Genomic DNA, 23,995 nt, shown 5'->3' with positions numbered 1-23,995 from the left:
AGAACGACACTGTGTCCTCTGTGTCCTCCGTGTCCTCTGTGGTTCCAACAAAGGGTTCACGTACGTCTCTTTTCTTCGTGACCTTCGTGACCTTCGTGGTCAATCAACCGCTTGATGGTTTCCTCTGCGTCCTCCGCGGCCTCTGCGGTTCATTCAATCGGCCCGCAGCGCCGCAATCGGATCGAGACGCGCCGCACGCCTGGCAGGCGCATAGGTCGCCACGGCAGCAATGCCAAGCAGGAGCAGGCCCACCGTCGCCAACGTTAAAGGATCACCGGGTTCCACACTATACAAGAACGTTCGCAGCACACGCGTCGCCGCCAACGCACCACCAACGCCGACGACCAGTCCCGCGAGTGCAATACGGAAACCCTGCGTGAACACGAGGCCAACCACGTCGCTCCCTTCCGCGCCAAGCGCGATGCGCACGCCAATCTCCTGCGTGCGCTGATTCACCGAGTACGCGATCACGCCATGCAGACCAACCGCGGCCAGCACCACGGCGAAGAGCGCGAACGCACCAATGAGCCTGAGCACAAAGCGCTGCGTGTCCATTCCCGACGCGATCATCTTGTCCGACATCGTGAGCGGCGACGTCACCTTGAAGGCCGGATTCACGTCGCGAACGACCTTGGTGACGGCCGGGCTCAGCACGCTCAGTGGAACATCACCTCGAACGAGAAGGGTGGTGTACCCTGGCGCGCTTGGGCTGCGAAGGTACAACTGCAAATCGCGATTGAGCCGATCGTTCTGCTGACTCGGCAAACGCACATCGCCAACGACGCCGACGACCGTACTCCAATTGCCGCGAACGTACCCACGTCGCACGCGCGCGCCAATGGGATTCGTCGTCGGCCACAGTCGCCGGGCGAGCGACTCATTGACGATGACTTCGTCTTCGTTCGTCTTCGTCGTGATCGCTGAACTCGGCGCAAAGCCGCGGCCCTGCTTGAGCGGAATGCCGGTCAGCGCGAAGTACTCCGGCGACACCGCGTTCATTGCGAAAGTGCTCAAGCTGTCGGCGCCAGCAGACGGATGTCCTTCGACCTCCATTCCGCCGAGCGAGATACTGAAGTCCGCGGGCGACGCCATCGAGAGCGTGGTTCCGCGAACGCCTGGCATCGCCTCGACGCTGCTGCGCACCGCGAGCCACGCCGCTTGTCGCGCGCTCGAATCCGAGATTGCGGTTGGCGGCAGATTCAAGCGAACACTCGACAGGCCCGAAGGTGCAAAGCCAACGTCGATACGATCGAGCGCGATGAGCGTGCGTACGAGCAAGCCCGCGCCGGTGAGCAACACGACCGAGAGCGCCACTTCGCCGACGACGAGACTCGTGCGTACACGGCGCGAGAACCGTCCGCCCGTCGACGTGCGACTACTCGCCTTCAACGCTTCGCTTGCATTCGCTCGCGCTGCGGCCAACGCGGGACCGACGCCGAACAGCACGCCCGTCATCGCAGAGATCGCAACGCTCCAGAGAAGCACGACCTGCTCGATCTGCACGTCGTTGAAGTCCTTGGCGCCGCCGGGCATCGCAGCACGCACGCCCTTCAACACCAGATACGCGAAGCCGATGCCGAGCACGCCTCCGATTGCAGCGAGAAGCACACTCTCCGTGAGCACCTGACGAACGATGCGCTCGCGTCCTGCGCCGAGTGCGACACGCACGGCGAACTCGCGCTGTCTTCCCCACGAGCGCGTGAGCAGCAGATTCGCGACGTTCGCGCAGGCGATGAGCAGAACGATTCCGACCGCTCCGAAGAGCAGAAGAATCATCTGCTTTCGATCGTGACTCACCATGTCGAGCTGGCGCTTCACCATCGGTGGATCGGTAAAGACGTTCAGCTCACTCTTCGGCGGAAAGAGTGTCGCGACTTCAGCGTTCGCCTGATCGATCGTCACGTCGGGACGGAGCTTTCCGATTCCGGCCAGGCGACCCGGGTTGCCATGGTGCATTGCGACGAACACGTCGCGCGCATCGGTGAATGGAATGACGAAGCTCGCCGGCACTACGCCAACGATCGTGTGCGGCACTCCATTCACGACAATCTTTCGGCCGAGTACATCGCGTGATTCGGCGAGCTCACGACGCCAGAGGTCCGCGCCGATCACCACGACCGGTGGCGCATCGGCGAGCGTGTCGCTCGGGAGAATCCCGCGGCCGAGCAGCGGCTTCATGCCGAGGAACGACAGCATCGCGGGCGAAATCGCCGCACCGGAGATTTGCTGCGGCTGACCGCGCGTGCTGTCGCCGAGTGTGAAGGACGATTCCTCGAAGAGGGTGATGTCCTGAACGGCTCTGGATTGTGCACGCCATCCCCGAACGAGCTTCTCGGCCGGCTGGACTATGACGCGTCCGTTGCCGCTCGTCGACACGATCACCACCATGCGGTTTCCGTCAGCGAACGGAAACGGCGAGATGAGCGCGTGATTGACGATGCTGAACACGCCCGTGTTCGCACCGATGCCGAGTGCGAGGATGAGCGCGGCTGTCGCGGTGAAGATTGGTGCGCGCGCGATCTGTCGGATCGCGTAGTGCACATCCTGCGCGAGCTCGTCCGCCCAGCGCGCAACTGTCCGTGTTCGTTCGCGACGCGCCGCAATTGCGCCGCAGTATGAACGCAAATCCTCCGTGTCGCCAAAACGCTGCATCGCCGCTGCGCGCGCGTCGTCCTCGGACATTCCGGACGATCGCAGCCGCGCGATGTGCGCGTCGAAATGAAAGCGAATCTCCTCGTCGAGATCCTGCATGCGCCGCGCGTAGCTCGGCGGAAGTCGCAGCAGGCGTCGAACGCTGGCGGGCAGTCGATCGGAGAGGCTCATTGGTCAGGCCTTGCTCAGAATCGTGCCGACCGCACTCGCGTACCGATGCCACGTCTCGGCTTCGTCGCGCAGGACTTTGCGTCCGCGCGTCGTGAGCGAGTAGTACTTCGCCCGACGATTCGTGTCCGACACCCCCCACTCGGCGCTGATGGCGCCGGCGTCCTCGAGTCGGTGCAGCGCCTTGTACAGCGCCGCATCGACGATCTCCAACTCGCCCTTCGTCGTCTCGTGGATCCACTCGGCCACGGCATAGCCGTGCTTCGGGCCCCACGACAGCGTTTTGAGTACGAGCACGTCGAGCGTGCCGTGAAGGAGATCGCTGGCGTCGCGTGGCATTCTGTTCCCCTAACCAGGTTGGGCCAACAGAATGCCGACGCACACCAACCCTGTCAAGCGCCGCGTTTCACTTCCCGCCCCGACGCCCCGATGCCAACTTCAACCAAGGCATCGAAAGACCAACGAAACCGGCCGCCTAAACGAATTACTATAGGCAGTCTCCTGCGCGTCCATCGCATCCGCACCCCATGTATACTCGCGAAGAAGCTAAAGCTATTACTGACAAGGTCTTGAGCATGGCCAAGGCCGACGCCGTCGAGGTCACCCTCACCGGCGGCGAGCGATCTGGCACTCGATGGGCCAATTCGACCATCACCACCAACCTCGTTCAGTACGACCGTCAGCTCACCACGACGGTCCGTGTCGGCCATAAACAAGGCAGCGCCAACACCCGCGACTTCACCGACGCCGGAATCAAGAAGATGATCGACGAGGCGCTCGACGCGGCTGACAAGGCCACCGAGAACCCGAATCTCCCCGAGCTCACCGGCCCGCAGGAGTACATCCCCGTCGAAGGCGCGCTGCCGAGCGTGATCAACTATGGTCCCGCTGAACGCGCGCGCATGGTGAAGGACAGCATCGACCTCACCGAGAAGATGGGCGTACTCGGCGCCGGGTTCATTCCGAAGAACGACGTCACCACCTGCAACGCGAACTCCAAGGGACTGTTCGCGTACTATCGGTCGGCTGACACGGGCTTCTCGCTGACCTGCCGCATGGCCGACGGAACGGGTTCCGGCTGGGCGGGAACGACCGGCGTCAAGAACGCGGCCGACATGGACGCCAAGGCGATCACCGCGGTCGCGGCGAACAAGGCGCTCAAGAGCCGTAAGGCAAAGGCGATCGAGCCTGGCCGCTACACGGTGATTCTCGAGCCGCGCGCCAACGCGCGCTTCCTGTCGCTGCTCGTCGGCATCTTCAATCCGAACGGTGGTTTCGGCGGCGGTGGTGGTGGCGGCGGAGGATTCCTGCCGCAGGGTGCGCCGGCTGGCGGTCCGCCTCCGGGCGCTGACGGTCCTCCGGGTGGTGGTGGAGGCGGCGGTGGCGGAGGACTCTTCGGCGCCAACGCGCCAGGCTCGCCCGCTTCATACATGGTAGGCAAGAAGGTCGGCGACAAACTGTTCAGCGACATGTTCACGCTGAAGAGCGACGTCGGCAATCAGACGCTTCGTCAGACGACCATTGGCCCGAACAACATCGCCGCGCATCCGGTGACGTGGGTGGAGAAGGGCGTGCTCAAGGCGTTCGGCCCGAATCAGGGCGCGAACACCAACCAGACGCTCGTCATGGAAGGCACGAACCTGACGGTCGAAGACATGATCAAGCAGACGCGTCGTGGTCTGCTCGTCACGCAGTTCTGGTACATCCGCGGCGTGCCGTCGGCCGATCAGCCTTTGCTCAACACGGGCATGACGCGTGACGGTCTGTTCCTCATCGAGAACGGCGAGATCGTCGGCCCGGTGCAGAACTTCCGCTGGAACATGTCGCCGATCGTCGGCTACGCGAACCTGTCGCTCGTCGGCAAGCCTGTGCCGATGGAGACGGGCGAAGCGTTCGGCGCGGCGAACGCGGCCCTCGTGCCGCCCGTGCGTATTGAAGAATTCTATATGACTTCGGTCTCACCGGCCGTCTGACGCTCATCTACCGACATCGATAAATGACTTCACGTCGTGATTTTCTCAAAGGCGTCGGCACCACCGCGGCGATCGGCGCATTCTACTCGCGCGATCTCGTCGCCGAGCTGATTGCGCAGTCGCCCAGCGGCCGCGTTGCCGAGTCGAAGTTCAAAGGCATGTCCGACATTGCACTCGGCGAAGCGAAGCTCGCCGGCTGCACGTATTGCGATATTCGTTTCACCATGACGACGAATCCGCCGGGTGCGACGGTCAACTATCGTGCTGACGGTGGCGATGCTGCTGGTCGCGGGGGCCGTGGTGGTCGCGGCGCGGGCGCCGGCGCAGCTGGTGGTGGCGGTGGAGGAGGTGGTGGCGGCGGTGGTGGACGCGGCGGTCGCGGTGGTGGCGCGGGCGGGTTCAAGGGAATTCCGACCGACATCGAGCGCGTGAGCGCCGGCTTCGGCGTGCGCGTGGTGCACAGTGGTGTGTGGGGCTTTGCGTCGAGCCCGATCGTGACGGAAGACGAGATCAAGCGCATCACGCGCGTTGCGACGGAAGTCGCCAAGGCGAGCGCGATCGCGAAGAAGGCCGATCTCAAGCTCGCGCAGGTTCCGAAGTACGTCGAGAACTACATCACGCCGATGACGAAGCCGCCGCTGTCGGTTTCGCAGAACGACAAGCAGAACTGGGCGCAGGCGATCGTCGATAAGGCGAAGGGTGTGGCCGGTGTCACGGCCGTCACCGTCACCGCGAGCCACAACTACGAGTGGCGCTACTTCGCGTCGAGCGAAGGCAGCTACATCGAGCAGGAGCTGTACACGACGAGCCCGAACTTCACCGTCACGGCGAAGGTTGGCGACGTCACGCGCACGCGCAATTACATCGGCGTCGCAGCAATGGGTGGCTGGGAAATCGCCGAGCAGACCGACTTCCTCGAGGCCGCCGAGCGTGTGGCGACTGACGCGGTCGAGATGTGCACGGCCAAGCCGTTGGGTTCGAGCGGATTGCGCGACGTCATCATGTCGCCGTCGCACGCGATGCTCACGATCCACGAGATCGTTGCGCACGCCACGGAAGTCGATCGCATCGTGGGCTACGAAGCCAACTATGCCGGTACGAGTTTCGTGAAGCTCTCGGACGTGGGCAAGTTGAAGTACGGCTCGAAGCTCATGAACATCACGGCCGACAAGACCGACAACGGACTCGGCTCGTATGCATATGATGATGACGGTGTGAAGGCGACGAAGTTCCCGATCATTCGCGACGGCATTCTCGTTGGTCTACAGACGAACCGAGAGACGGCGCATTTGGTCGGCGAGAACTTCAGCCGTGGTTGCACGTTCGCGAATTCGTGGCGCGACTATCCGTTCCTCCGCATGCCGAACGTGCATCTGGAGCCTGGGCCGGCCAACTCGCCGACGCGCGACGAGCTCATTGCCGACGTGAAGAACGGCGTGATGATCGATGGTCGCGGCAGCTATTCGATCGACCAGCAGCGGTACAATGGCCAGTTTGGCGGCCACATTTTCTGGGAGATCAAGAACGGCAAGATCACGCGTCAGGTGACGGACGTGACGTACAACGCGATCACGACGGACTTCTGGGGGAACCTCGACGGAATCACGGGGCCGAAGGAGTATCAGAAGTTTGGTACGGGTGGCGATGCGAAGGGGCAGCCGACGCAGACGAACTCGATCTCGCACGGGTCGCCGTGGTTGTTGATTCGGAAGTTGATGGTGGGCGCGGCGTTCGACTGACCGTCGGCCGTTCTAGAGGACTGTGAACCGCGCTTCGCCTGGATGGCGGGGCGCGGTTTCGCTTTCTGTGGTCGATCTACGTGGCTGGCGCGGATTCGGCGTCAGGTGTGCGCGGGAATCGCGGCCCAACCGGCAGTCTCGCTGAGGCTAGCGAGACTCAGACGTCAAATGGTGGTTCGTGCGTGTTATGCTGCGAGTTGTTGCAGGGTTACCCCTAAGGCAGATCGTTTGTGTAGTTCTCCAATCGACTCATCTAGCGTGGTTTGAGTACACTTTCTTCATCCAGTTTCTCGCATGTTATGCTGCGAATCTATGTGTTGTTATTCCCATGTAAGTCGCATAAGATGTCTGTCTAATTTGCGTTAGATAGCCACACAGCTTCGGCGTCCGCCATGTACGATCGCAAATCGATCGCGCTTGGCCGCGTTCAGGCTTGTTCTCACAAGAGGGACCGGCAGTCGTAGTTAACCCGACCATTGGCCTACGACGATCCACAATCGGCAACCGTCCATCATGGATTTCGGCATCGTAGGACTGATTCTCGGCGCTCTGAGTTCGCTTCTCGCGGGTGGGTTGATACCGCTCTTTGAGAAGCTCATCGATAAGTATCCAAAGTCTGCGCTCGTTCGCTTCGCGATCCGCCGCGGTTGGGCGGAAGAATCCAATGCAGTCAGCTTTCAGTCACGTATGCAAGATTCGTTGCGGGCTCTGACCTCCGCCACGATGGAAGTGGATTCGGTAGTTCGTGGAGTTACGAAACTCGCGGAAGAGCGACAAACGACGATCGCCGGCCTTGAATCACAGCTGGCGGCACTTGCCGGACGCGAAGTCGACATCAGGGCGAAAATCCAGGCGATGGAGCAGGTGCCGCTACCAGCGATGCAATACTTTGAGGAAATCCTTCGAAAAGGAGACAAACGAAGTGCATTACGAGACTATCTCCTCTTCGGCGCAGGGGTTGTCGTAAGTACAATTGCAGCCATCGTACTCAAGCGCCTTGGTTACGCGTAGCGCCAGGCGAATCTCTCAACGCAGCTATCTAACGATCGTTGAAGCTGACGAACGATCAAAGGAACGCTCGCTTCGGTCGCTTTGATTTGACTCGTTCGCAGCTTAACTCGGGCGTTAGGTAGCACACGACTCTCCTCGCGGTGCACAAATCCATTCAATCTCTCGACCCGGTTCGGATCAGACTTCTTCGCACGACCGACCGCGGAGTGCTTGGAACAACCACGGTTCGGCGCCAGCCGCAGGTCGGAGATGTCGGAACCGTCGTGGACGTTCAGAACAGCCGGTATTCCGTTGAGTCAGTCGATGCAGACGGCCGGACGCTTTGGCTGGCCGACTTCGACGCCGACGAACTTGAGATCATCGCACCGTGACGCAGAGCAACCTCCCGCATGCGTGCTACCTAACGTGCGCTGCAGCTGTCGGGCGAGCTAAGGATGTTGCGCGGGCTGCGCCCGCGCTTCTATTTGACTCGCCCGCAGCTGAGCTGGGGCGTTAGGCAGGCCAATCGCGTTTCTAACGATTGCAACCAAGTTTGCGGTGTTGGCGCTGCTGTACATCCTGGCGATCGGGATGACGATGCATCTGCTCACGGCCTGGTGGCTGCTAGCGCGGGCCGAAACGCGCCTGCGCCCGGGACTGGATCTCGACGATGTCGATGATTTTACGGACGAGCCGGTCGACGATTCCTTCCTATCAGCGCAAGGGCGCAACGATCGCCAGCGAGGTTGGCGGTTGTTGCGCCCGTGGCCTTTGGCTTGGCGCCGCAATGGCTGGCGTCTTTGTAGTCGCGCTGCTGGCGCGCATCCCCATGCCCACATGATGCCGGGCGGAGCTCCGACCGCCCGCTGCCTAACGTGCGTTGCAGCTGTCGGGCGAGCTAAGGATTTGCGTTCGCTAACGCGAACGCTCCTATTTGATTCGCCCGCAGCTGAACTGGGGCGTTAGACGCCAACCGGACATCCCCTCTAGGCCACCACTTGAACGATCTCGTGCACAACCCGTGGATCGGCGAGAAATGGCGATCTGCCTCTCAGCGCCTCCTACTCCTCGGGGATTCTCACTACCTGACGGATCCTTCCGATGATTCGGTGGAGTTGACGCGCGACATTGTTGTTGGGGTACGGGATGGTGCCCGCTCAATTCCCTTTTACGCGAAGGTCGCTCGACTCGTGGGCGGTCAGGTTGCCACCACACCCGAGGGGCGCCGAGACTTTTGGAACGGCGTCGCGTTCTGCAATTTTGTACCGATTACCGTTGGAGCGACGTTCGATGCTATTCCCTCTCAGGCAATGTGGGACGCTGGCGCGCGACGTTTCATTTTCCTCTTAGCGGATCTAAAGCCTTCCCACGTCTTGTCACTCGGGCAGCGGCAATGGAATCAGATTGTCTTTCCAGTCGGATGGACATCTAGCCCCATCGCCGACCAAGCACATCTTCGCAATTGGCACTCGCAGTCGGGGCTTCGCGTCGCGGCCACGTGGATCAACCACCCCTCGTCACGCGGCTTCTCAGCAGCGAGATGGGCCGAGCGTGTAGAGACCCTTCTCAGTGTTCCTGTCTAGCCAGGCTACCAACCCATCGCCTGGCGTCTAACGAACGCTGAAGCTGTCAAAGGATCGCTATTGATGCGTGCGCGCTCCGCGCGCACTCTTATTTGAATCATTTGCAGCTTAGCTCGGGCGTTAGGCGCCACCGCACTCCATGCAATACGATAAGAACTGCGCCGGCTGTCATCGGTCTCAGGACCTTCACACCATTCCCGGCGGAGTTGCATCCCTGCCCGGCGACTGGGTGGTGAATCAGTATGGCGGTGGTGAGGGTTGGCTTGGATGGCTCGCTTTGCAACCGCGTTTCCATCGGGATTCGATCCAGGAATTGGCCGAACTCGAGCTTCAAGCGCTCGGGCCGAATCTCAAAGCGCTCGATGGGGCGCTCCGGTCCTACTGGCAACTTCAGTTTCCCACGGACGATTTGCCACGCGTCTATTTCGTTTACTTCTTCGAGTCCGCGTTCGAGACTCCAGCGCCGCCCGAGCGCTTTCATCTCCACATTCACGTCATTCCGCGATTCGCGAGCCTCGGAGCAGGGCTTCATTGTGAGCAGGACGGCTCTTCTTGGGTGGACGGCTGGCGGGCACCAAGACTAACCCCCGAAGGCAAAGTCCCGGAACCGTACAGTCGGCGCTCGCCAATGTGGAGCGATCGCGTTGCCAGTTTGATGAATTACATTCGGCACGAACTCGAATGACTTCCATCTCGACCCGGCAGCCTAACGTGCGCTGCAGCAGACGGGCGATCGAGGGATTGGCGAATGCTTCGCATTCGCCTCTTATTTGTTTCGCCCGCAGCTGAGCTGGGGCGTTAGCCTGCTATACGCTCTCTCTTGAAACGACCAAACGTGGCCGGCGACCCTCGACTCACCGAAGAGCGCCTCAGAACCTGGCTAGATGGCAATCAGCCGGCTCGTGAGAGGCTCTGCATCCATGCCCTCTCATTGGATCGCCGATTCAGTCACGTTCGTCCGCGCCAGCCCAAAGGAGGCCCGGACGATGGTTACGATATCGAAGCCGCGAATCCCGCGGGTCGCGTGGTTGGTGCCGTCGGCTTTCGCAATTCGCCGACTGACGGGGCAACGGATCAGCGCTGGGTGCGCTCAAAGTTCAAGGCTGATCTCAGCAGCGCGATCGCAAGCACAGGGGCGTTCCATACGTTCGTGTTCTTCACGAACGTCCGCTTGACCGTGGGTGCTCGTCAAAAGCTGCTCGCACTCGGCAAAACGATCGGAAATATCCAAGTGGAGATCGTTGATCGCGAAACACTGCGACTCGTATTGGACAGTCCTGAAGGATTCGCTGCACGATTTCAGTATCTCCAGATCTCGTTGAGCGAGGAAGAGCAGACCGCGTTCTTTGCACGCTGGGGTGAGGACCTTGCCAATCTCGTTTCTCGATCGTTCGCATCACTCGAAGAGCGCCTACACCGTATCGAGTTTCTTCACGAACGCGAGCGGCCACTGCGCTCCCTCTCCTTTCATATCAGACTGCGGCGTCCGAGGTCCATCGTCGATCTGTCACACGTGCGCGCGTATCTGTCTCTAGGCAAGCTGGCAATGAGTCCGAAAGGAAACGAGTGGCATTTGGGCGTCTGCAACAACTCTTCTGTGCGTAACGTGACGGGTTGTGGCCCAGCACCGTGCCTAGCAAGCGCCTTTTGGCTCGACGAGGCCTCGAGTCCGTACGGCACGGCCGCATCCAGTTGGCCAGATCCCTTCACCATCGTCGGTGCGAGTGGCGGCTACCACGAATTCGGTGATCCAGCCTCCGTTGCAAGTATCGCGGATATCGATGATAGTTTCTTCGTATTCTTCATGAACGAGCGGCTGTTTACGCACACCGCGTCGATTCAGATTTTCGCGAATGAATATCTCCTGTGGTCGGCGACATGCGATGAGCTGAAGGCGGATGCGCCGAATACAGAACCGACCACGCCATGGCGGTTTTCCTCGGACGAACTCGCTGATCGCTGGGTTCGGGTCATGCCCAAGGATCACACTGGCTGGCTGCATTTCGCATCAAGTACTCCGCGACGACTCTTACAAGCAACTCGTGTCGACGATCTTGCCTGATGGTGGCAGCAGGTTAACGAACGCTGCAGCTGAGCTAAGGCGTTAGACCGCAACACAGCAATTCTTACGTCCAACCGCCACGAGCGCCGACTCGCACCCGATCCATAGCACGATGGCAAAGAGATCACCTCGCCCACTTCAGCCCACGCAGGGCATCGTCGCAATCCTTGACGCGCTTGGGGCGGCCGGATACGACGATCCAAAGATCGCAAAGTTCTTGGAGTCTCGCGGAAGAGTACTTGCTATCCTCAAGCAAAAGGCCCACAAGAAGGAAGTCGGTGGCCATATTCCCGCGAGCGCCGTCTCGACGTTCACCTTCAACGACACGGTGCTAATCGTCTATCGTACCCCGCACGCACCTACGGTCGCAGATGTTAAGCAATTCTGTCTACTACTCCGGAAGTTCGCCGTTGATTCCCTGGCGCAGGGTATTCTGTTCCGAGGCTCAATCGCGATCGGCAGCTTCTACGTCGACGAGACATCGAACACTGTGATGGGCCAAGCTGTAACGGATGCGGCTGCCTGGTACGATGCGGCCGAGTGGGTGGGCCTGCATATGACGCCCCATGCCACGATGCTCGTCCGCTCGCTCCTCGCAAGTTCCTCGGACGACTTGAATCACCTACTCGTTGACTACGACGTTCCGTTCAAAGCTGGTCCATCGCCTCTTAAGCTTCGCGCTGTCAATTGGCCAAAGGGATTCGTCGTGTCAGGGGTGAAACCTCCGGGCACCGAGCCGCCGCGAGCCAAGTGCCTCGCTCTCCTTGCAGCTCACGGCGTACCGCGAGGCGCCGAGAAGAAGCATTTCAACACGGTGGACTTCTTCGATCACTGTCTGAAGCAATGGGAAGAGCAGAAGAAGGCCAAGGACGCCGGTGATGCTTGACGGAACTGTCCGCGCGGCGGTCTAACGAACGCTGCAACTGACAGCCGATCTTTTGAATTGCGCTGGCTTCGCCAGCGCTTTTGTTGACTCGGCTGCAGCTGAGCTAAGGCGTTAGGTGGCATCCTACTCTTTTTGCAACGCAGGTTTACCCCACAGCACAACGATGAGCGAAGGCGATGTTCAGCTAGAGCGGCTCGCCACCAAGGCTCTCGGCCGCACCTTCAGAGTTGTTCCGGAGCACGTGCGCGACGACCTCGATTCACTTCACCGCGAGGGCGTAGTCTACGCGGATCATTGGATTGAAGAGATCGGCGATTTCCGGCACGTACGAATCGCGTTTACGCCCGAAGAGCGCGCGGAGTTTGGACGACGGGCCTGGGCCTATGAGCTTTGGATCACAGCTGGTAAGCCGCACTGGGCCAAAAATACGCCCGGCATCGACCAAAACATTGCGCGGGATGCCGATTCCTATGTGATGCACACCATCCACGGCGATACGTTCGGGCCGCCATACCATTGCTTTGCTGCGTTTCTAGGCGAGCATCTCGAAGCACTCGTGTGCGGAATGGAGTCAGACCGCCAGAAAGTAATTGAACTCCACGGCCGAGAAGCTCTGCTTCATGACGTAAGACGAGTCATCGACTCGCTTACACCGACCATTCGATCATTCAACAACAGAGAAAAGGGCCTGTCTCCTTGGGTTGTCGCACAGGAAGATGATGCACGCGACCTTCTGTATGTCATGCTGCGCCCGGTCGTCTTCGATCTTGCCAAGGAAGAAGCGGTCCCGTCGCGGGCTGGTATGCACAAGTTCGTGGATCTATACAGCAAGTCCGTTAAGCTATTTCTCGAAGTAAAGTGGATCGCAAAACGTGGCCAGTGGAAGCGAGTCGTGGACGAAATACATGTCGATGTGCAGTGCTATATCGCCCATCCGTCCTGTGACACGCTCGTTTTTGTAATCGTTGATGCAGCCCGCGACATTCCCGATCCGCGCCGCCTGGAACGAGAACTGTCCTGTCCGCAGACTATTGACGGACGAGACGTCGATGTTCGGGTCTATATCGCAGAGCCCTGAAGCGAGCACTGTTCCGCCATGCCGCCTAAAGAACGCTGGAGCTGTCAAAGCATGGCTATTGTTGTGTGCGCGCTCTGCGCGCACTCTTATTTGAATGCTTTGCAGCTTAGCTCGGGCGTTAGGTAGCACCCATATAGCCATCGAATGCACATGACCAAAGCCAACTGGGTACCCGTCTTTGGAGAGCTGGCGATCGCGCCGGACCGAGTTGTCTTTCATGGCAAAGAGCGGGAGGATGCCCCGGGGCAGGTTACGGCGGCCATAGGCCTCTCAAATCAGTTCTTTGCCGGCGGTGCCGTTTCCGTCAACATGGAGTTTGCGGCGGTTAGCGCGAGCTCGGTGTGCGAGATCGTCCTTTGGTACGATCCCACTACGCGAAACATGCTGACCGCAGGACTCGGCGGCGGCAGCTTTATGTTTGCCGTGCGGTTCTACAACGAGACCTCGATTGCACAGCTGAAATGGACGATTCATCGCGGTGGCGGTAGCTGGCATTCCATCGAGGCGCACCGTCAATATCGTATCACCGCGGCGCTCGTCGGTTCAAAGGTGGCACTCATCGTAGACGGAGTCGTCGTCGTCAACCTCGATACGCAGTTAACGCTGCCTCCCTCCCAAGTTGGCCTTTTCTTCCTCGGCGCCGCGAATTGCACAACCTCCGATTTCGTCGTTTCGGCTGCTCGCGGGCGCGCTTTTGTTGTGATGGAATTCAATAATCCATACAACGATCTATATCAGGAGGTTATCAAACCGGTTTGCCAGAAGGCCGATCTCGATGTTCACCGCGCCGATGAGACCTTCGGGCCTGGATTGATCATTAGCGACATCGCGAACAGTATTCAGAGCGCGAAGTTAGTCATTGCGGAAATCACACCAGCGAACGCCAACGTTTTCTTCGAAGTTGGCTACGCCTATGCGATTCGCAAACCCACTATCCTGCTCGCGGTCGATGGTACTGAGCTACCATTTGACGTTTCGCCCTTCCGTACTCTCTTTTACGAGAATACGATTGGCGGCCGCCGAAAGGTCGAGGAAGCTCTACTTGAGCACGTACGCGCTGCGCTCAGAACGGGAGAAAACCTCGACCCGAATACCGGCGCGCATGGTACCTAACGATCGTTGAAGCTGCCGGCCGAGCCAAGGAATTGCTCGCTTCTATGTGATTCGCCCGCAGCTTAACTCGGGCGTTCGACTGCTCCACGTTCCTATGTTCAATAAGCAGTTCTTCTTGAGCACCGCAGCGCTCTTTGGTCGTCATCGGCGCTTGCTGATGGACAAATGGCCTCCGGGGCCGCCGCCGATTGCGGGACCCGTCGAGTATCTCAGGATGGAATTCGGCGCGCGATTGAGGCAACTCAACGCCTTGTTAGAGCGAATCGAACTGCTGAACGAGTACGTACTCTTGGAGACGCTGCCGGACGGTCATTACCGCAGGGAGCGATGGAAGGGCGGCACTCCCGCGCCATTCTCGGTTTGGATGCCACACACCGAAGAAGTCTTGATGTGGACGGACTCTTTTTACCTCCTAGCTTGGCGTGCACTGGAACTTGTCAATCAAGTGGCGCCCAAGGCTTTCGAGGAGATGCCGCGAGTGGAGGCTGTCGGGATCAGGGATGTGAGAAATCGCCTTTTGCAGCATCCCGAAGAGGCGACGCTCACTCAGTCATGGGCCTTTTCGCCAGACGAGGGACCGATCATCAAGCCCGCGCACAATCGGCCAAATTCGACGGCGCCGGAAGACCGCGGAGTGTTCGCAAACGCGAAAGAGTTCAGGGCGAATTGCGATCGCGCCTTCGAAATAGCAATAGAGCGCCTAGAGAGCAAATCAGCATCACGACCAGCAGTCTAACGTGCGTTGCACCAGACGGGCGATCTTTGGTAGCTCGCTTCGCTCGCATTTATTTGACTCGCCCGCAGGTGAACTTGGGCGTTAGGCTGCAAGCTGACTTCTCATAACGGAGAGTCCGAATGTCCAACTGGGTCTTCGTCGGCCGAGACCTCACAACCCGCGTCGCCGATCCGATCCAGAGTTGGCCGGCTGAATTCATCGAAGGCATATGGGCAAACGCCTCGGCCGCTCGCGAAGGGGACCACGTGTACTACTGGCAGACCGGCCAGTATGGTGGGTGCTGTGGTTTCGGCGAGGTGAAAACGCTGCCAAGGCGCGGCTCGCCGCAAAATGGCCGAGCAACACATTACTTCCGCGTAGGTCGCTTTCGTCATCTGTGGTTACCGCGTGCTGCGGTCGAGGCGACGCGGGAGCTCCGCGATTTCGTTCGGCGAGTCTCCAACCGGGGAATGAACCTTCGGAAGGTTACCGACCGTGAGCACAACGTCCTTTCTTCACTCTTTACAAATCGAGCGTCGGCTGGTTTTGCGCGATTCACGCGCGCCGTGGACCTTGCTGAGCCACCGAGCACCTACGAGTCGGTCGTCACCAGACGCATACGCGACACGGAACTGGTGAGACAACTGAAAGCGCTGCATAAGGACGTCTGCCAGCTCTGTGGAACAGCTGTGACGATGGGAGGCGGCCGCACCTACTCCGAAGGCCACCACCTCAAGCCACTCGGCGGTAAGCACGCCGGCCCTGATATCCCGGCAAATATTCTGATACTATGTCCGAACTGCCACGCCATTTGTGATCTTCGCGGCGTTCGCATCACGAAAGTCCGGCACCACGCCGAGCATACTCCCGGCGCACGCTACATAGCGTATCACAATGAACTCGTGGGCAAAGTTAAGTCGCGCTAGCAGCCTAACGAGCGTTACACCTGACAAGGGAGTCTAAGGAGTGCGCGTGGCTGCGCCACGCGCCTTTATCTGATTCCCTTGCAGGTGAACTTGGGCGTTAGGCCGAACATCTGCCTCCTTCGCATGCGACGACTCTGGAAATACGTGCTTTCGCATCTCAGGTCAGAGTGGTCGCTCGCCGACTACCCGGTGCGCCTGAAGGAATCCAAGGGCCCGTGGGACCTGCCGCCCAACAGCCACCTTAAGCCCGTTCGATGGACGGCGTACGTGGACGGCTGGCCGACTATGTTCGGCTGCGGCGAAACACGCGAAGAAGCGCTCGCCAATCTCGCGAAGATGTTCCAGCGTCGCGTCGCCGACGGTAAGCTACTACCCCGTCCTGGCGTGACTCACAAACCCGAGATCGAATTCGCCCCCACCGATCGCCTCGGCGACGTAGAGTATCTCGCACCACGGTTCTTCACCGAGGTCGTTGATATGGATTATGACGATTGCCTGATAACCGACGAGTCTAGCCTCTGGGACTTTCACGGCGAGGCGGACAACGAACACTACTATCGTCGAATCGCGGACGTGTATGGCGTGAATGTGCGCGATATAGAGTCTGGCAATATCGTCGACATTCTTGAGCGCCTTCACCTCCTTTCGCCGTCGGCTAACGAACGCTGAAGCTGACAAAGGATCTATTGAATTGTTGCGGCTACGCCGTAACTCTTATTGGAATCCTTCGCAGCTTAGCTGGGGCGTTAGCGAGCAACACGTTTCTACCCATGGAAAGAATCGTCTATTTTCTCGGTGCGGGCTTCTCCGCTCCCCTCGGACTACCGCTGATCAGCAACTTCGTCGATGGCGCCAAGGATCAACACCTAATTGCGCGTCGCGGAGGGCCGTCGTTCGACGAAGTCTTTGCAAGCATCAGGCGACTATCCCAGATCAAGAACGTCTACGCCGCGGAGCTCGACAACATCGAGGAACTTCTGTCGATCCTCGAAGTCGATGCGTTCCTCGGTCGCCCGAGTTTGCGCGAGACGTTTCAGGAGTTCATCGCAAGTGTCATTCAGTACAGAACCCCAGAGATGTCCCGCCACTCGGACGGAAGAATACCGGAGAACTGGCAGCAGTACCTATTCGGTACAAACAAGCAGGTCCGAGGATACGGATACTTCGTCGCGGCGATTCAGCAACTCTTGCTGGAGCGTCAGGGTGATGGCGTCCGGTGCAGCAGGACTCTCAATGCTCCGGTCCACTATGACGTTGTGACTGCCAACTACGACTGCGTCCTTGAGAACGTCTGCGCGTATATCAATGGCGTCTTCGACACATCGCGCCACGTGGCCTTCAGAAGGAAGCCGACTGACGACGCACAAAACCCGGTTCTTGCCAAGCTTCACGGCTCCGTCGATGGCGGTCCAATCGTTCCACCAACGTGGAGTAAGGGTTCTCATCCCCAGATCTCACCCGCGTGGGAGCTAGCTCGGGAGGTTCTTGCACGCGCGCAGCATATCCGCTTCGTTGGATACTCCCTCCCAGAAGCCGATAGTTACGTGCGGTACCTTCTCAAGTCCGCTGCGTTGGACTCCGAGCACCTCAAATCGATCACCGTCTTGTGTCTCGATCCGGGCGGCGAAGTCAAAAAGCGTTTCAAGGAGTTCGTGACGCTGCGCCGATTTCGGTTCGAGAGCCAGGATGCGTTGTCTCTTTTCAACGCCCTCGGCAACGCTACGGACCCACCGACTGCGCCGTGGCGAATGTTAGAGGATGCGCACGGCAGCATATTCGGCTCCGTCTAGCTGCTCGCTAACGAGCGTTGCAGCTGACAAGCGATCTGAGGATAGCGCTGGCTTCGCCCGCGCTTCTTATTTGACTCGCTTGCAACTGAACTTGGGCGTTAGGCAGCACCGAGCTGGCGCCCCGATCAGAATCTGTGCGAACTCTGCCGAGGATCTAGATACAAGGCAGCGAGACCAGTCCGTCCCCTACTCAGCCCTCAACACCGCGTTCGGATCCACCCGAGCACCGCGAATCGCCGGTACCACGCTCGCCACGACCGCCACGACGAGCAACGCTCCCGTCACCGCTCCAAACACCACTGGGTCCCGCGGCGACTGATTGAACAGCAGCGGCGCGATTCGCGGCGCTGCAACGAGCGCGATCGCCCCGCCAACAGCGGCTCCAGTTACAGCAAACCGCAGCCCTTCGCCGACCACTAAACGCATCACGTCGCCCGCGGCCGCGCCGAGCGCTACTCGTACGGCGAGTTCCTGCCGGCGCTGCGCCACGTTGTACGCGATCACGCTGTACAGTCCAACAGCTGCCAGCACGAGCGCCAGCGCGCCGAACGCGGTGAACACAGTCGCGCCCATCACCCATGAACGGGATTCCGCGTCCACCAACTCGCCGAGTCGCGCGACCGTGACGTATGAGCTGCCCGGCATCTCTTGCTGCAGCCGACGCCGAAGGGGCTCGATCGACACACGCGTGTCACCTGCGACGCGCACGAACAGGCCTTCCGCCTGTTGGTGCCACTGCCCGGCGGGCAAGTAATAGTAGAAGTCATTGCCCTGCGGGCCAAAGCTTCGGGCGTGAATGTCCTCGGCGATCCCGACGACATACCGACACGGCGCGGTGTCCGGTGGAATGCCGATGCGTACGCATTTGTCGAGCGGGTCTTCGCGCGGCCACAGCACCTTGCCCATCGACTCACTGATCACGAGCACGCGCCTCGTGCCGGCAAGATCGCTGCTTTCAAAGGCGCGTCCGCGAAGGATCCGCGTACCCATGGTGGCGAAATAGTCGGGCGATACCGCATTGAACTCGAATTGGCCGAGCGCTCGAACGGAGTCGATGCCCGCGACGGCGATCGGCCAGCTCGTCATGCCTCCGAAGGGAGCTTGCATCTGCAAACTTGCATGCTCGACTCCCGGTACCGTCGTCGCCGCGCCGACAAGTCGCCATCGGAGTTCTGCCTTCTTCGCGCTGTCGAGCTTGACGTCGCGCATCTTCAGCGAGACGACGAGCACGGAATCCGCGTCGAAGCCAAGCCGCACGTCGCGCACATTTCGAAGACTGCGCACGAAGAGTCCCGCGCCAACGAGCAGCACGAGCGAGAGGGCGCCTTGCAAGACGAGCAGCGCGGAGCGAGTGCCCGAGCGTCGATAGCTGCCGGCCCGCGCGCCAGCCTTGAGATCGTCCGCCAGCGTGAGGCGACGCGCCTGCAACATTGGAAGCACGCCGGTGAATGCGCCGACGATCAAGGTGATGACGCCGATGAACGCGAGCGTGCGTGGGTCACCCGCAACCGATAGCCGATCAGTGCCGGGCAGGAACGCAGTAGTCAGCGTCGCGCTCATCCAGGTCGCAACCATCACACCAAGCAGGCTTCCGGCTACCGCCAGCACCATGCTCTCGGTGAGGAGTTGTGTGAGGAGTCGCGTGCGGCTGACGCCGAGCGCGAGCCGCACGGCAATCTCTCGTCGCTTCGACAGCGCGCGCGCGAGCAGAAGGCTCGCGACATTGGCGCAGGCGATCGACAGGACGATGATCGCGACGCCGCCGAGCCACGTGGCCACGCGCGCGACGTCCGACTGATCCGGCCCGCGCTCGAGCAGCACCGATGCCGCGACTGCCCGCGGCCGTAACTCGGCGAAGCTCGCCTCGCTGCGCCCCTCTGCGCGATAGCTCTGCACGAGCGCTTTGGAGAGGTCTGCACTCGCCGCGTCCAGAGTGACGCCATTCTTCCGGTGTGCGATGCTACTGAGTCCGAACGACGAACCGTAGGTCGTCTGCCAATGCGGACCGAGAATGCTCGCTGCATATGTCGAGACTGGGACGAACGCCGCCGGCGGCCTAAGGGGCCAGAGTCCGACGAAGTCCTTGGCCGCGACGCCGATGATCGTGTACACGACCGCGCCGATCTGTACTGTCGAACCGATCGCATCCTGACGGCCACCGTACTGCGCTTGCCACGTCGCATGACTCAGCACCGCGACGGGTGCGCCCGAGGGCGGCGCGTCTTCGGACGCATCGAAGTACCGGCCGGCGGTCGGTGGTGCGTCGAAGAATCCGAAGAAGTTCGCGCTGACGACGGCGATGCGCATTTCGCGGGCGTCCTGTCCCACTCCGACGGCGAGTTGCTGGGTCGTGTGCATCGCGACGGCGCTGAACGACGTCGTCCAGCGCGCGATGTCGGCGTTCCTCGCGTACTGGCCGCCGGTTCCGCTCTCCACGCCATCCGAAGTGCGGTACATGTACACGCGGCTTACGTGCGCAGGGTCGCGCATGAGCGCGGGCGGACGGAGCATCATCCGATCGATGACCGAGAACATCGCGGCGTTCGCGCCGACTCCGAGCGCGAAGGTGAACATGACGCCGATCGTGAAGGCGGGACTTCTGCGGAGACTGCGAACCGTGAGTCTCGCATCCTGCCAGAGTGCCTCGATCGTCGGCCAAAGCCAGATGTCCCGACTCGCCTCGGATAGGCGAATAGTGTTTCCGAATTGCCGATGGGCCTGGGCATCCGGATCAGCGGCGCCCTGCGCACGCAATTGTTCGACGCGCAATTCGCGATGGGTGCGCATCTCTTCTTCGAGGTCGAGCGTCGCGCGGTCGAGGTTGACCAGCAGTTTCAGGCGGCGCCAAAGTGGTCCGAGCATGGTCACCCCTTCGACGGTGAAGGATCGAGTATGCCGGCGATGGCGCTCGTCACGCGGCCATAGGACGCCACGGAGCGCTCCAGCTGGCGGCGGCCAGATGCGGTGATGCGGTAGTACCGCGCCCTGCGATTGTCGGGAGTACGTCCCCATTCAGCGACGACCCAACCCTGAACCAGGAGTCGCTGAAGCGCCGGATAGAGCGAGCCTTCTTCGACCACGAACACACCACCAGATGTCGCGCGAATAGACTCCGCGATCTCGAAGCCGTGCAGCTCTTTGCGCCAGGACACGGTCTTCAGGATGAGCATGTCGAGCGTGCCGGGCGGGATCTCTTCTCGCATGACGGGCGCCGGGGATAGGTCACTAACATAGACAGTCTATGTCATTTACATAGACAGCCTATGTTAGTGAGGGACACGCGCCGCCGAAAGGGGGGCTAGACCACGCGCATGTATCTAAGGAGCGACCGTAACGCGCGCGCTGCCGGATTTCACGCCACTCGTCGCGATGACGGTGACCGATCCAGCCCCCACCGCCGTGACGAGCCCGCTCGCGCTCAGCGTCGCTTTCGAGATGTCTGATGACGACCACGCCACCGCCTGGCCAGGCAGCGGAAGCCCCGTCCGCGTCAACGTGACCGCCGTGAGCTGCTGGGTGGCCCCGACGTTCAGCGTGGCTATCACGGGCGTCACGACGACGGAGTCCACCTCGATTCGAAACACCTGCAGCTCTCGCGATCCACTCTGACCCTCGCTGGTCGCCGTGATCGTGACGAATCCCTCTCTGACACCGTTGACCTGGCCGCTCGCGGTGACGGTCGCTTTGGTCGTATCAGAGATCGACCACGAAACCGCGCGGCCTACGAGCTCGCGGCCCATGCCATCGAATATCGAGGCGGCGAACTGCTGCGGCAGGCCGACGTATGCCAGAATTGGTGAGGGCGTCACGACAACACGAGCGACGGGCAGCGGCGCGGGCTCGGTTGGGCGCCGCGCCGCGGAATCGCCGCCGCAACCTGCGACCGACAACAGCGCGGCCGCGAGAGGCCGTCGAAAACCGAGCGAACGCCATGATGAATCGATAAACACACGTCACCTCACGAGTGGAACGTCTTTCACGAATCGATTTACGTTCTCAGGTCAACTGGAACGCACGCGAAAGAGTCACCCGTGAAGCAAACGTCCTTAGCGAGCTAAGCCGACACGCCGCACCAGCACATCGAAGCGCGGATCCCCTCGCAACGGATCGAGTGCCCGCTCGATCGTAAGCGCCGTCACCCACGGGTCGCGTTCCTTCTCGGCCCGCTCGAGCCACGCGAACGCTTCATCGTGATCGCCAATGCCGGCATACGCAGCCGCCATGTGCACCGACGGCGCACGCTCCTCCGATTCGAGGAGCCGTCGCACCACTTCTTCAGCATCGCCGCGTCGTCCGACGATTCCATAGCCGTGTGCGAGAAATGCCTTGTCACTCCCATGACCGCGCTCCGCCGCGAGCTCGAACTCGGCGATCGCCTCGCGCGGCATGTTCTTCTGCAGATACGCCTGACCGAGGTGCGTGTGAGCGAGCGCCGCGTGCGGAGACAGCGACATGGCCTCGTTCAAGTGCGCGATGGCTTCGTCAGGTCGTCGCGCGCTCAGATGAAGACGCGCAAGCGTGACGTGCGCGCCTGCAAAGAGCGGATCGATGCGCAGCGCTCGCGTCAGCTCGACGAGTGCCTCATCGAGCCGGCCCTGATGCAGAAGGCCAAGACCATAGATGTGGTGCGCTTCATCGAAACCAGGATCGAGCAGGAACGCGCGATGAAATGCGAGATCGGCCGCCGCCGAGTCCCAGTCGGCCGCAAATAGCATCTGTCCAGTCGCCCAGTGCGCCTCGGCGAGATTGGGATCGAGTGCCAGCGCAGTCGAAGCGTACTCGCGCGCGCGCGCCAGGTGCGTGTCCGGATTGTCCCACCGAGTGACGACGAGGAGCCAGTGCGCGTTCGAGAGCCACGCATACACGCGCGCGAACGACGGATCGCGCGCGATCGCCTGCTCGAGATGTTCGATCGCGAGACGCATGTCCTGCGGCGACCACCGTCGACAGAAATGCCGGCCCTTGAGATAGAGATCGTACGCCTCGAGATCGACGGTCGCCGGACGCACTAACGGTCCGCGCATCGCGCCGAGCTTGACCTCGAGTGCACTGACGACAGCCTGCGCGATGTCTTCCTGAACGGCAAACACATCTTCGATGCGACGATCATAACTGTCCGACCACAACACGCGACCGGTCGCGTCGAGAAGTTGCATGCGAACTTTGAGACGTTCGCCCGCGCGACGCACGCTTCCCTCGAGCACATGTTCGACGTGCAGCAACTCGGCGATCGCTGGAACGCTGAGCTCTTTCTTCTTCAGCGCGAAGCTCGACGTCCGCCCAGTCACGGCGATTCCCGGTACTCGGCTGAACACGCCGATCAACTCGTCGGTCAGTCCGTCGCTGAAGTGTTCGTTCTCCGGATCGCCACTCGTGTTCACCATCGGCAGCACGGCCACCGACGGTACGCGTGGCGCAAGTGCGTCGGACGGACCGGAGACATGCACGAGATCCAACTCGCGCAGAATGTCCTCGGCGCGCTGCGGACGATCGCTCGCCGGTTTGGCCAAGCAGCGCATCGTGAGTGTCGCGAGCGCTGTCGGAATCGCGGCGCGCTTGCGGCTGACGGGCTCCGGTGTCTCGATGATGTGCGCGGCCATGAGCGCTTGCGGAGATCGACCGGTGAACGGACCCTGACCCGCGAGCATCTCGTACGCGACGAGACCGAGTGCGTACACGTCGGCGCGATGATCAACGTCGGGATCGGCGGCCGCTTGCTCCGGTGCCATGTACGCTGGCGTTCCGAGTGTGACGCCGATGGACGTCAGTCCTCCCGCTCCCTGGACCGTTGCATCACTCAATGCTTTCGCGACGCCGAAGTCCGTGATCACCGCGTGATCTTCGGTCAGGAGGATGTTCTCCGGCTTGATGTCGCGATGCACGACGCCTTTGCGATGCGCATGCGCAAGCGCCGACGCCAGTTCGCGAAACACACGCAGCGACTCGGCGATGGAGAGCGGCGCCAACCGCTGGAGTCGTTCGCGCAGCGTCTCGCCCTCGATGAACGGCATCGTATAGTAGGGCAGGCCGTCGATCTCGCCGGCGGCGAGGATCGGAACGATGTGTGGATGCTGAAGTCGCGCGACGAGCGCGATCTCGCGCTTGAATCGTTCGATCGAGACGCCCGATGCCATGTCGAGTGGCAGAACTTTCACGACGACACGTCGGCCGAGCGTGGTGTCCTCGGCGAGGAAGACGTGGGACATGCCGCCGCCGCCAAGCTCGCGGCCGAGCGTGTAGGACGCGCCCAAGCTCGTTGCCAGTTGATCTCGCAACACGGTCATTATCGGGCCGGCCGAAGGCTGTGCATAGAACGGCGC

General features: G+C 60.9%; 19 protein-coding genes. 13 read left to right on the top strand and 6 right to left on the bottom strand.

Annotation, left to right across the window (positions count from 1 at the left end):
- Positions 1-153: 153 nt before the first annotated feature.
- Complete coding sequence (locus AC6H4Z_RS22995; RefSeq protein WP_497544309.1) at positions 154-2,823, bottom strand: ABC transporter permease; 2,670 nt, start codon at positions 2,821-2,823, stop codon at positions 154-156.
- Between the two features lie 3 nt (positions 2,824-2,826).
- Positions 2,827-3,159, bottom strand: coding sequence for a PadR family transcriptional regulator (locus tag AC6H4Z_RS22990; RefSeq protein WP_497544308.1), 333 nt, complete (start codon positions 3,157-3,159; stop codon positions 2,827-2,829).
- A 236-nt stretch (positions 3,160-3,395) separates the two neighbouring features.
- Here AC6H4Z_RS22990 and AC6H4Z_RS22985 point away from each other — a divergent pair, with 236 nt between their 5' ends.
- The 13 genes from AC6H4Z_RS22985 (at position 3,396) to AC6H4Z_RS22925 (ending at position 17,675) form a co-directional block, all read left to right on the top strand.
- Positions 3,396-4,793: a metallopeptidase TldD-related protein gene (locus AC6H4Z_RS22985; RefSeq protein ID WP_497544307.1), complete on the top strand. Its 1,398-nt coding sequence runs from the start codon at positions 3,396-3,398 to the stop codon at positions 4,791-4,793.
- Between the two features lie 23 nt (positions 4,794-4,816).
- Positions 4,817-6,532 carry a TldD/PmbA family protein gene (locus AC6H4Z_RS22980; protein WP_497544306.1) on the top strand — a complete coding sequence of 572 codons (1,716 nt, stop codon included), beginning with the start codon at positions 4,817-4,819 and terminating at the stop codon, positions 6,530-6,532.
- A gap of 513 nt (positions 6,533-7,045) precedes the next feature.
- Positions 7,046-7,543 carry a hypothetical protein gene (locus tag AC6H4Z_RS22975; RefSeq protein ID WP_497544305.1) on the top strand — a complete coding sequence of 166 codons (498 nt, stop codon included), beginning with the start codon at positions 7,046-7,048 and terminating at the stop codon, positions 7,541-7,543.
- A 140-nt stretch (positions 7,544-7,683) separates the two neighbouring features.
- Positions 7,684-7,914 (top strand): DUF4926 domain-containing protein, encoded by a 231-nt coding sequence (locus AC6H4Z_RS22970; protein WP_497544304.1) that lies wholly within the window; start codon positions 7,684-7,686, stop codon positions 7,912-7,914.
- Between the two features lie 1,330 nt (positions 7,915-9,244).
- Positions 9,245-9,790, top strand: coding sequence for a hypothetical protein (locus tag AC6H4Z_RS22965; protein WP_497544303.1), 546 nt, complete (start codon positions 9,245-9,247; stop codon positions 9,788-9,790).
- Between the two features lie 246 nt (positions 9,791-10,036).
- On the top strand, positions 10,037-11,167 hold the full coding sequence (locus AC6H4Z_RS22960) for a hypothetical protein (protein ID WP_497544302.1): 1,131 nt from the start codon (positions 10,037-10,039) through the stop codon (positions 11,165-11,167).
- 112 nt (positions 11,168-11,279) lie between these two features.
- Positions 11,280-12,053, top strand: a complete 774-nt coding sequence (locus AC6H4Z_RS22955) for a hypothetical protein (protein WP_497544301.1) — start codon at positions 11,280-11,282, stop codon at positions 12,051-12,053.
- 163 nt (positions 12,054-12,216) lie between these two features.
- Positions 12,217-13,131, top strand: a complete 915-nt coding sequence (locus AC6H4Z_RS22950) for a PD-(D/E)XK nuclease domain-containing protein (protein WP_497544300.1) — start codon at positions 12,217-12,219, stop codon at positions 13,129-13,131.
- 144 nt (positions 13,132-13,275) lie between these two features.
- Positions 13,276-14,244, top strand: a complete 969-nt coding sequence (locus tag AC6H4Z_RS22945) for a hypothetical protein (RefSeq protein WP_497544299.1) — start codon at positions 13,276-13,278, stop codon at positions 14,242-14,244.
- Between the two features lie 94 nt (positions 14,245-14,338).
- Positions 14,339-14,980, top strand: a complete 642-nt coding sequence (locus AC6H4Z_RS22940) for a hypothetical protein (protein WP_497544298.1) — start codon at positions 14,339-14,341, stop codon at positions 14,978-14,980.
- Between the two features lie 119 nt (positions 14,981-15,099).
- Positions 15,100-15,885, top strand: coding sequence for an HNH endonuclease (locus AC6H4Z_RS22935; protein WP_497544297.1), 786 nt, complete (start codon positions 15,100-15,102; stop codon positions 15,883-15,885).
- Between the two features lie 189 nt (positions 15,886-16,074).
- Positions 16,075-16,554, top strand: a complete 480-nt coding sequence (locus tag AC6H4Z_RS22930; RefSeq protein ID WP_497544296.1) for a type II toxin-antitoxin system HicB family antitoxin — start codon at positions 16,075-16,077, stop codon at positions 16,552-16,554.
- Positions 16,555-16,655: 101 nt separating this feature from the next.
- Entirely contained in the window at positions 16,656-17,675 is a 1,020-nt protein-coding gene (locus AC6H4Z_RS22925; protein WP_497544295.1) for an SIR2 family protein, read from the top strand.
- A 186-nt stretch (positions 17,676-17,861) separates the two neighbouring features.
- Here the strand turns inward: AC6H4Z_RS22925 and AC6H4Z_RS22920 are convergent, their stop codons facing one another.
- From AC6H4Z_RS22920 to AC6H4Z_RS22905, 4 genes are all read right to left on the bottom strand, one after another.
- A complete protein-coding gene (locus AC6H4Z_RS22920) occupies positions 17,862-20,537 on the bottom strand; it encodes an ADOP family duplicated permease (protein WP_497544294.1) in 2,676 nt (891 codons plus the stop codon).
- A gap of 2 nt (positions 20,538-20,539) precedes the next feature.
- A complete protein-coding gene (locus AC6H4Z_RS22915; protein ID WP_497544293.1) occupies positions 20,540-20,878 on the bottom strand; it encodes a PadR family transcriptional regulator in 339 nt (112 codons plus the stop codon).
- 114 nt (positions 20,879-20,992) lie between these two features.
- Entirely contained in the window at positions 20,993-21,484 is a 492-nt protein-coding gene (locus AC6H4Z_RS22910; protein WP_497544292.1) for an Ig-like domain-containing protein, read from the bottom strand.
- 237 nt (positions 21,485-21,721) lie between these two features.
- The gene (locus AC6H4Z_RS22905) at positions 21,722-23,959 is read right to left on the bottom strand and encodes a protein kinase domain-containing protein (RefSeq protein WP_497544291.1); all 2,238 of its coding nucleotides are present in this window, start codon (positions 23,957-23,959) and stop codon (positions 21,722-21,724) included.
- Positions 23,960-23,995 lie beyond the last annotated feature (36 nt).

The sequence above is a fragment of the Leucogemmata humicola genome (assembly GCF_055379415.1).
The sequence above is the reverse complement of the archived record's forward strand: the minus strand, read 5'-3'. Positions and strand labels throughout refer to the sequence as shown.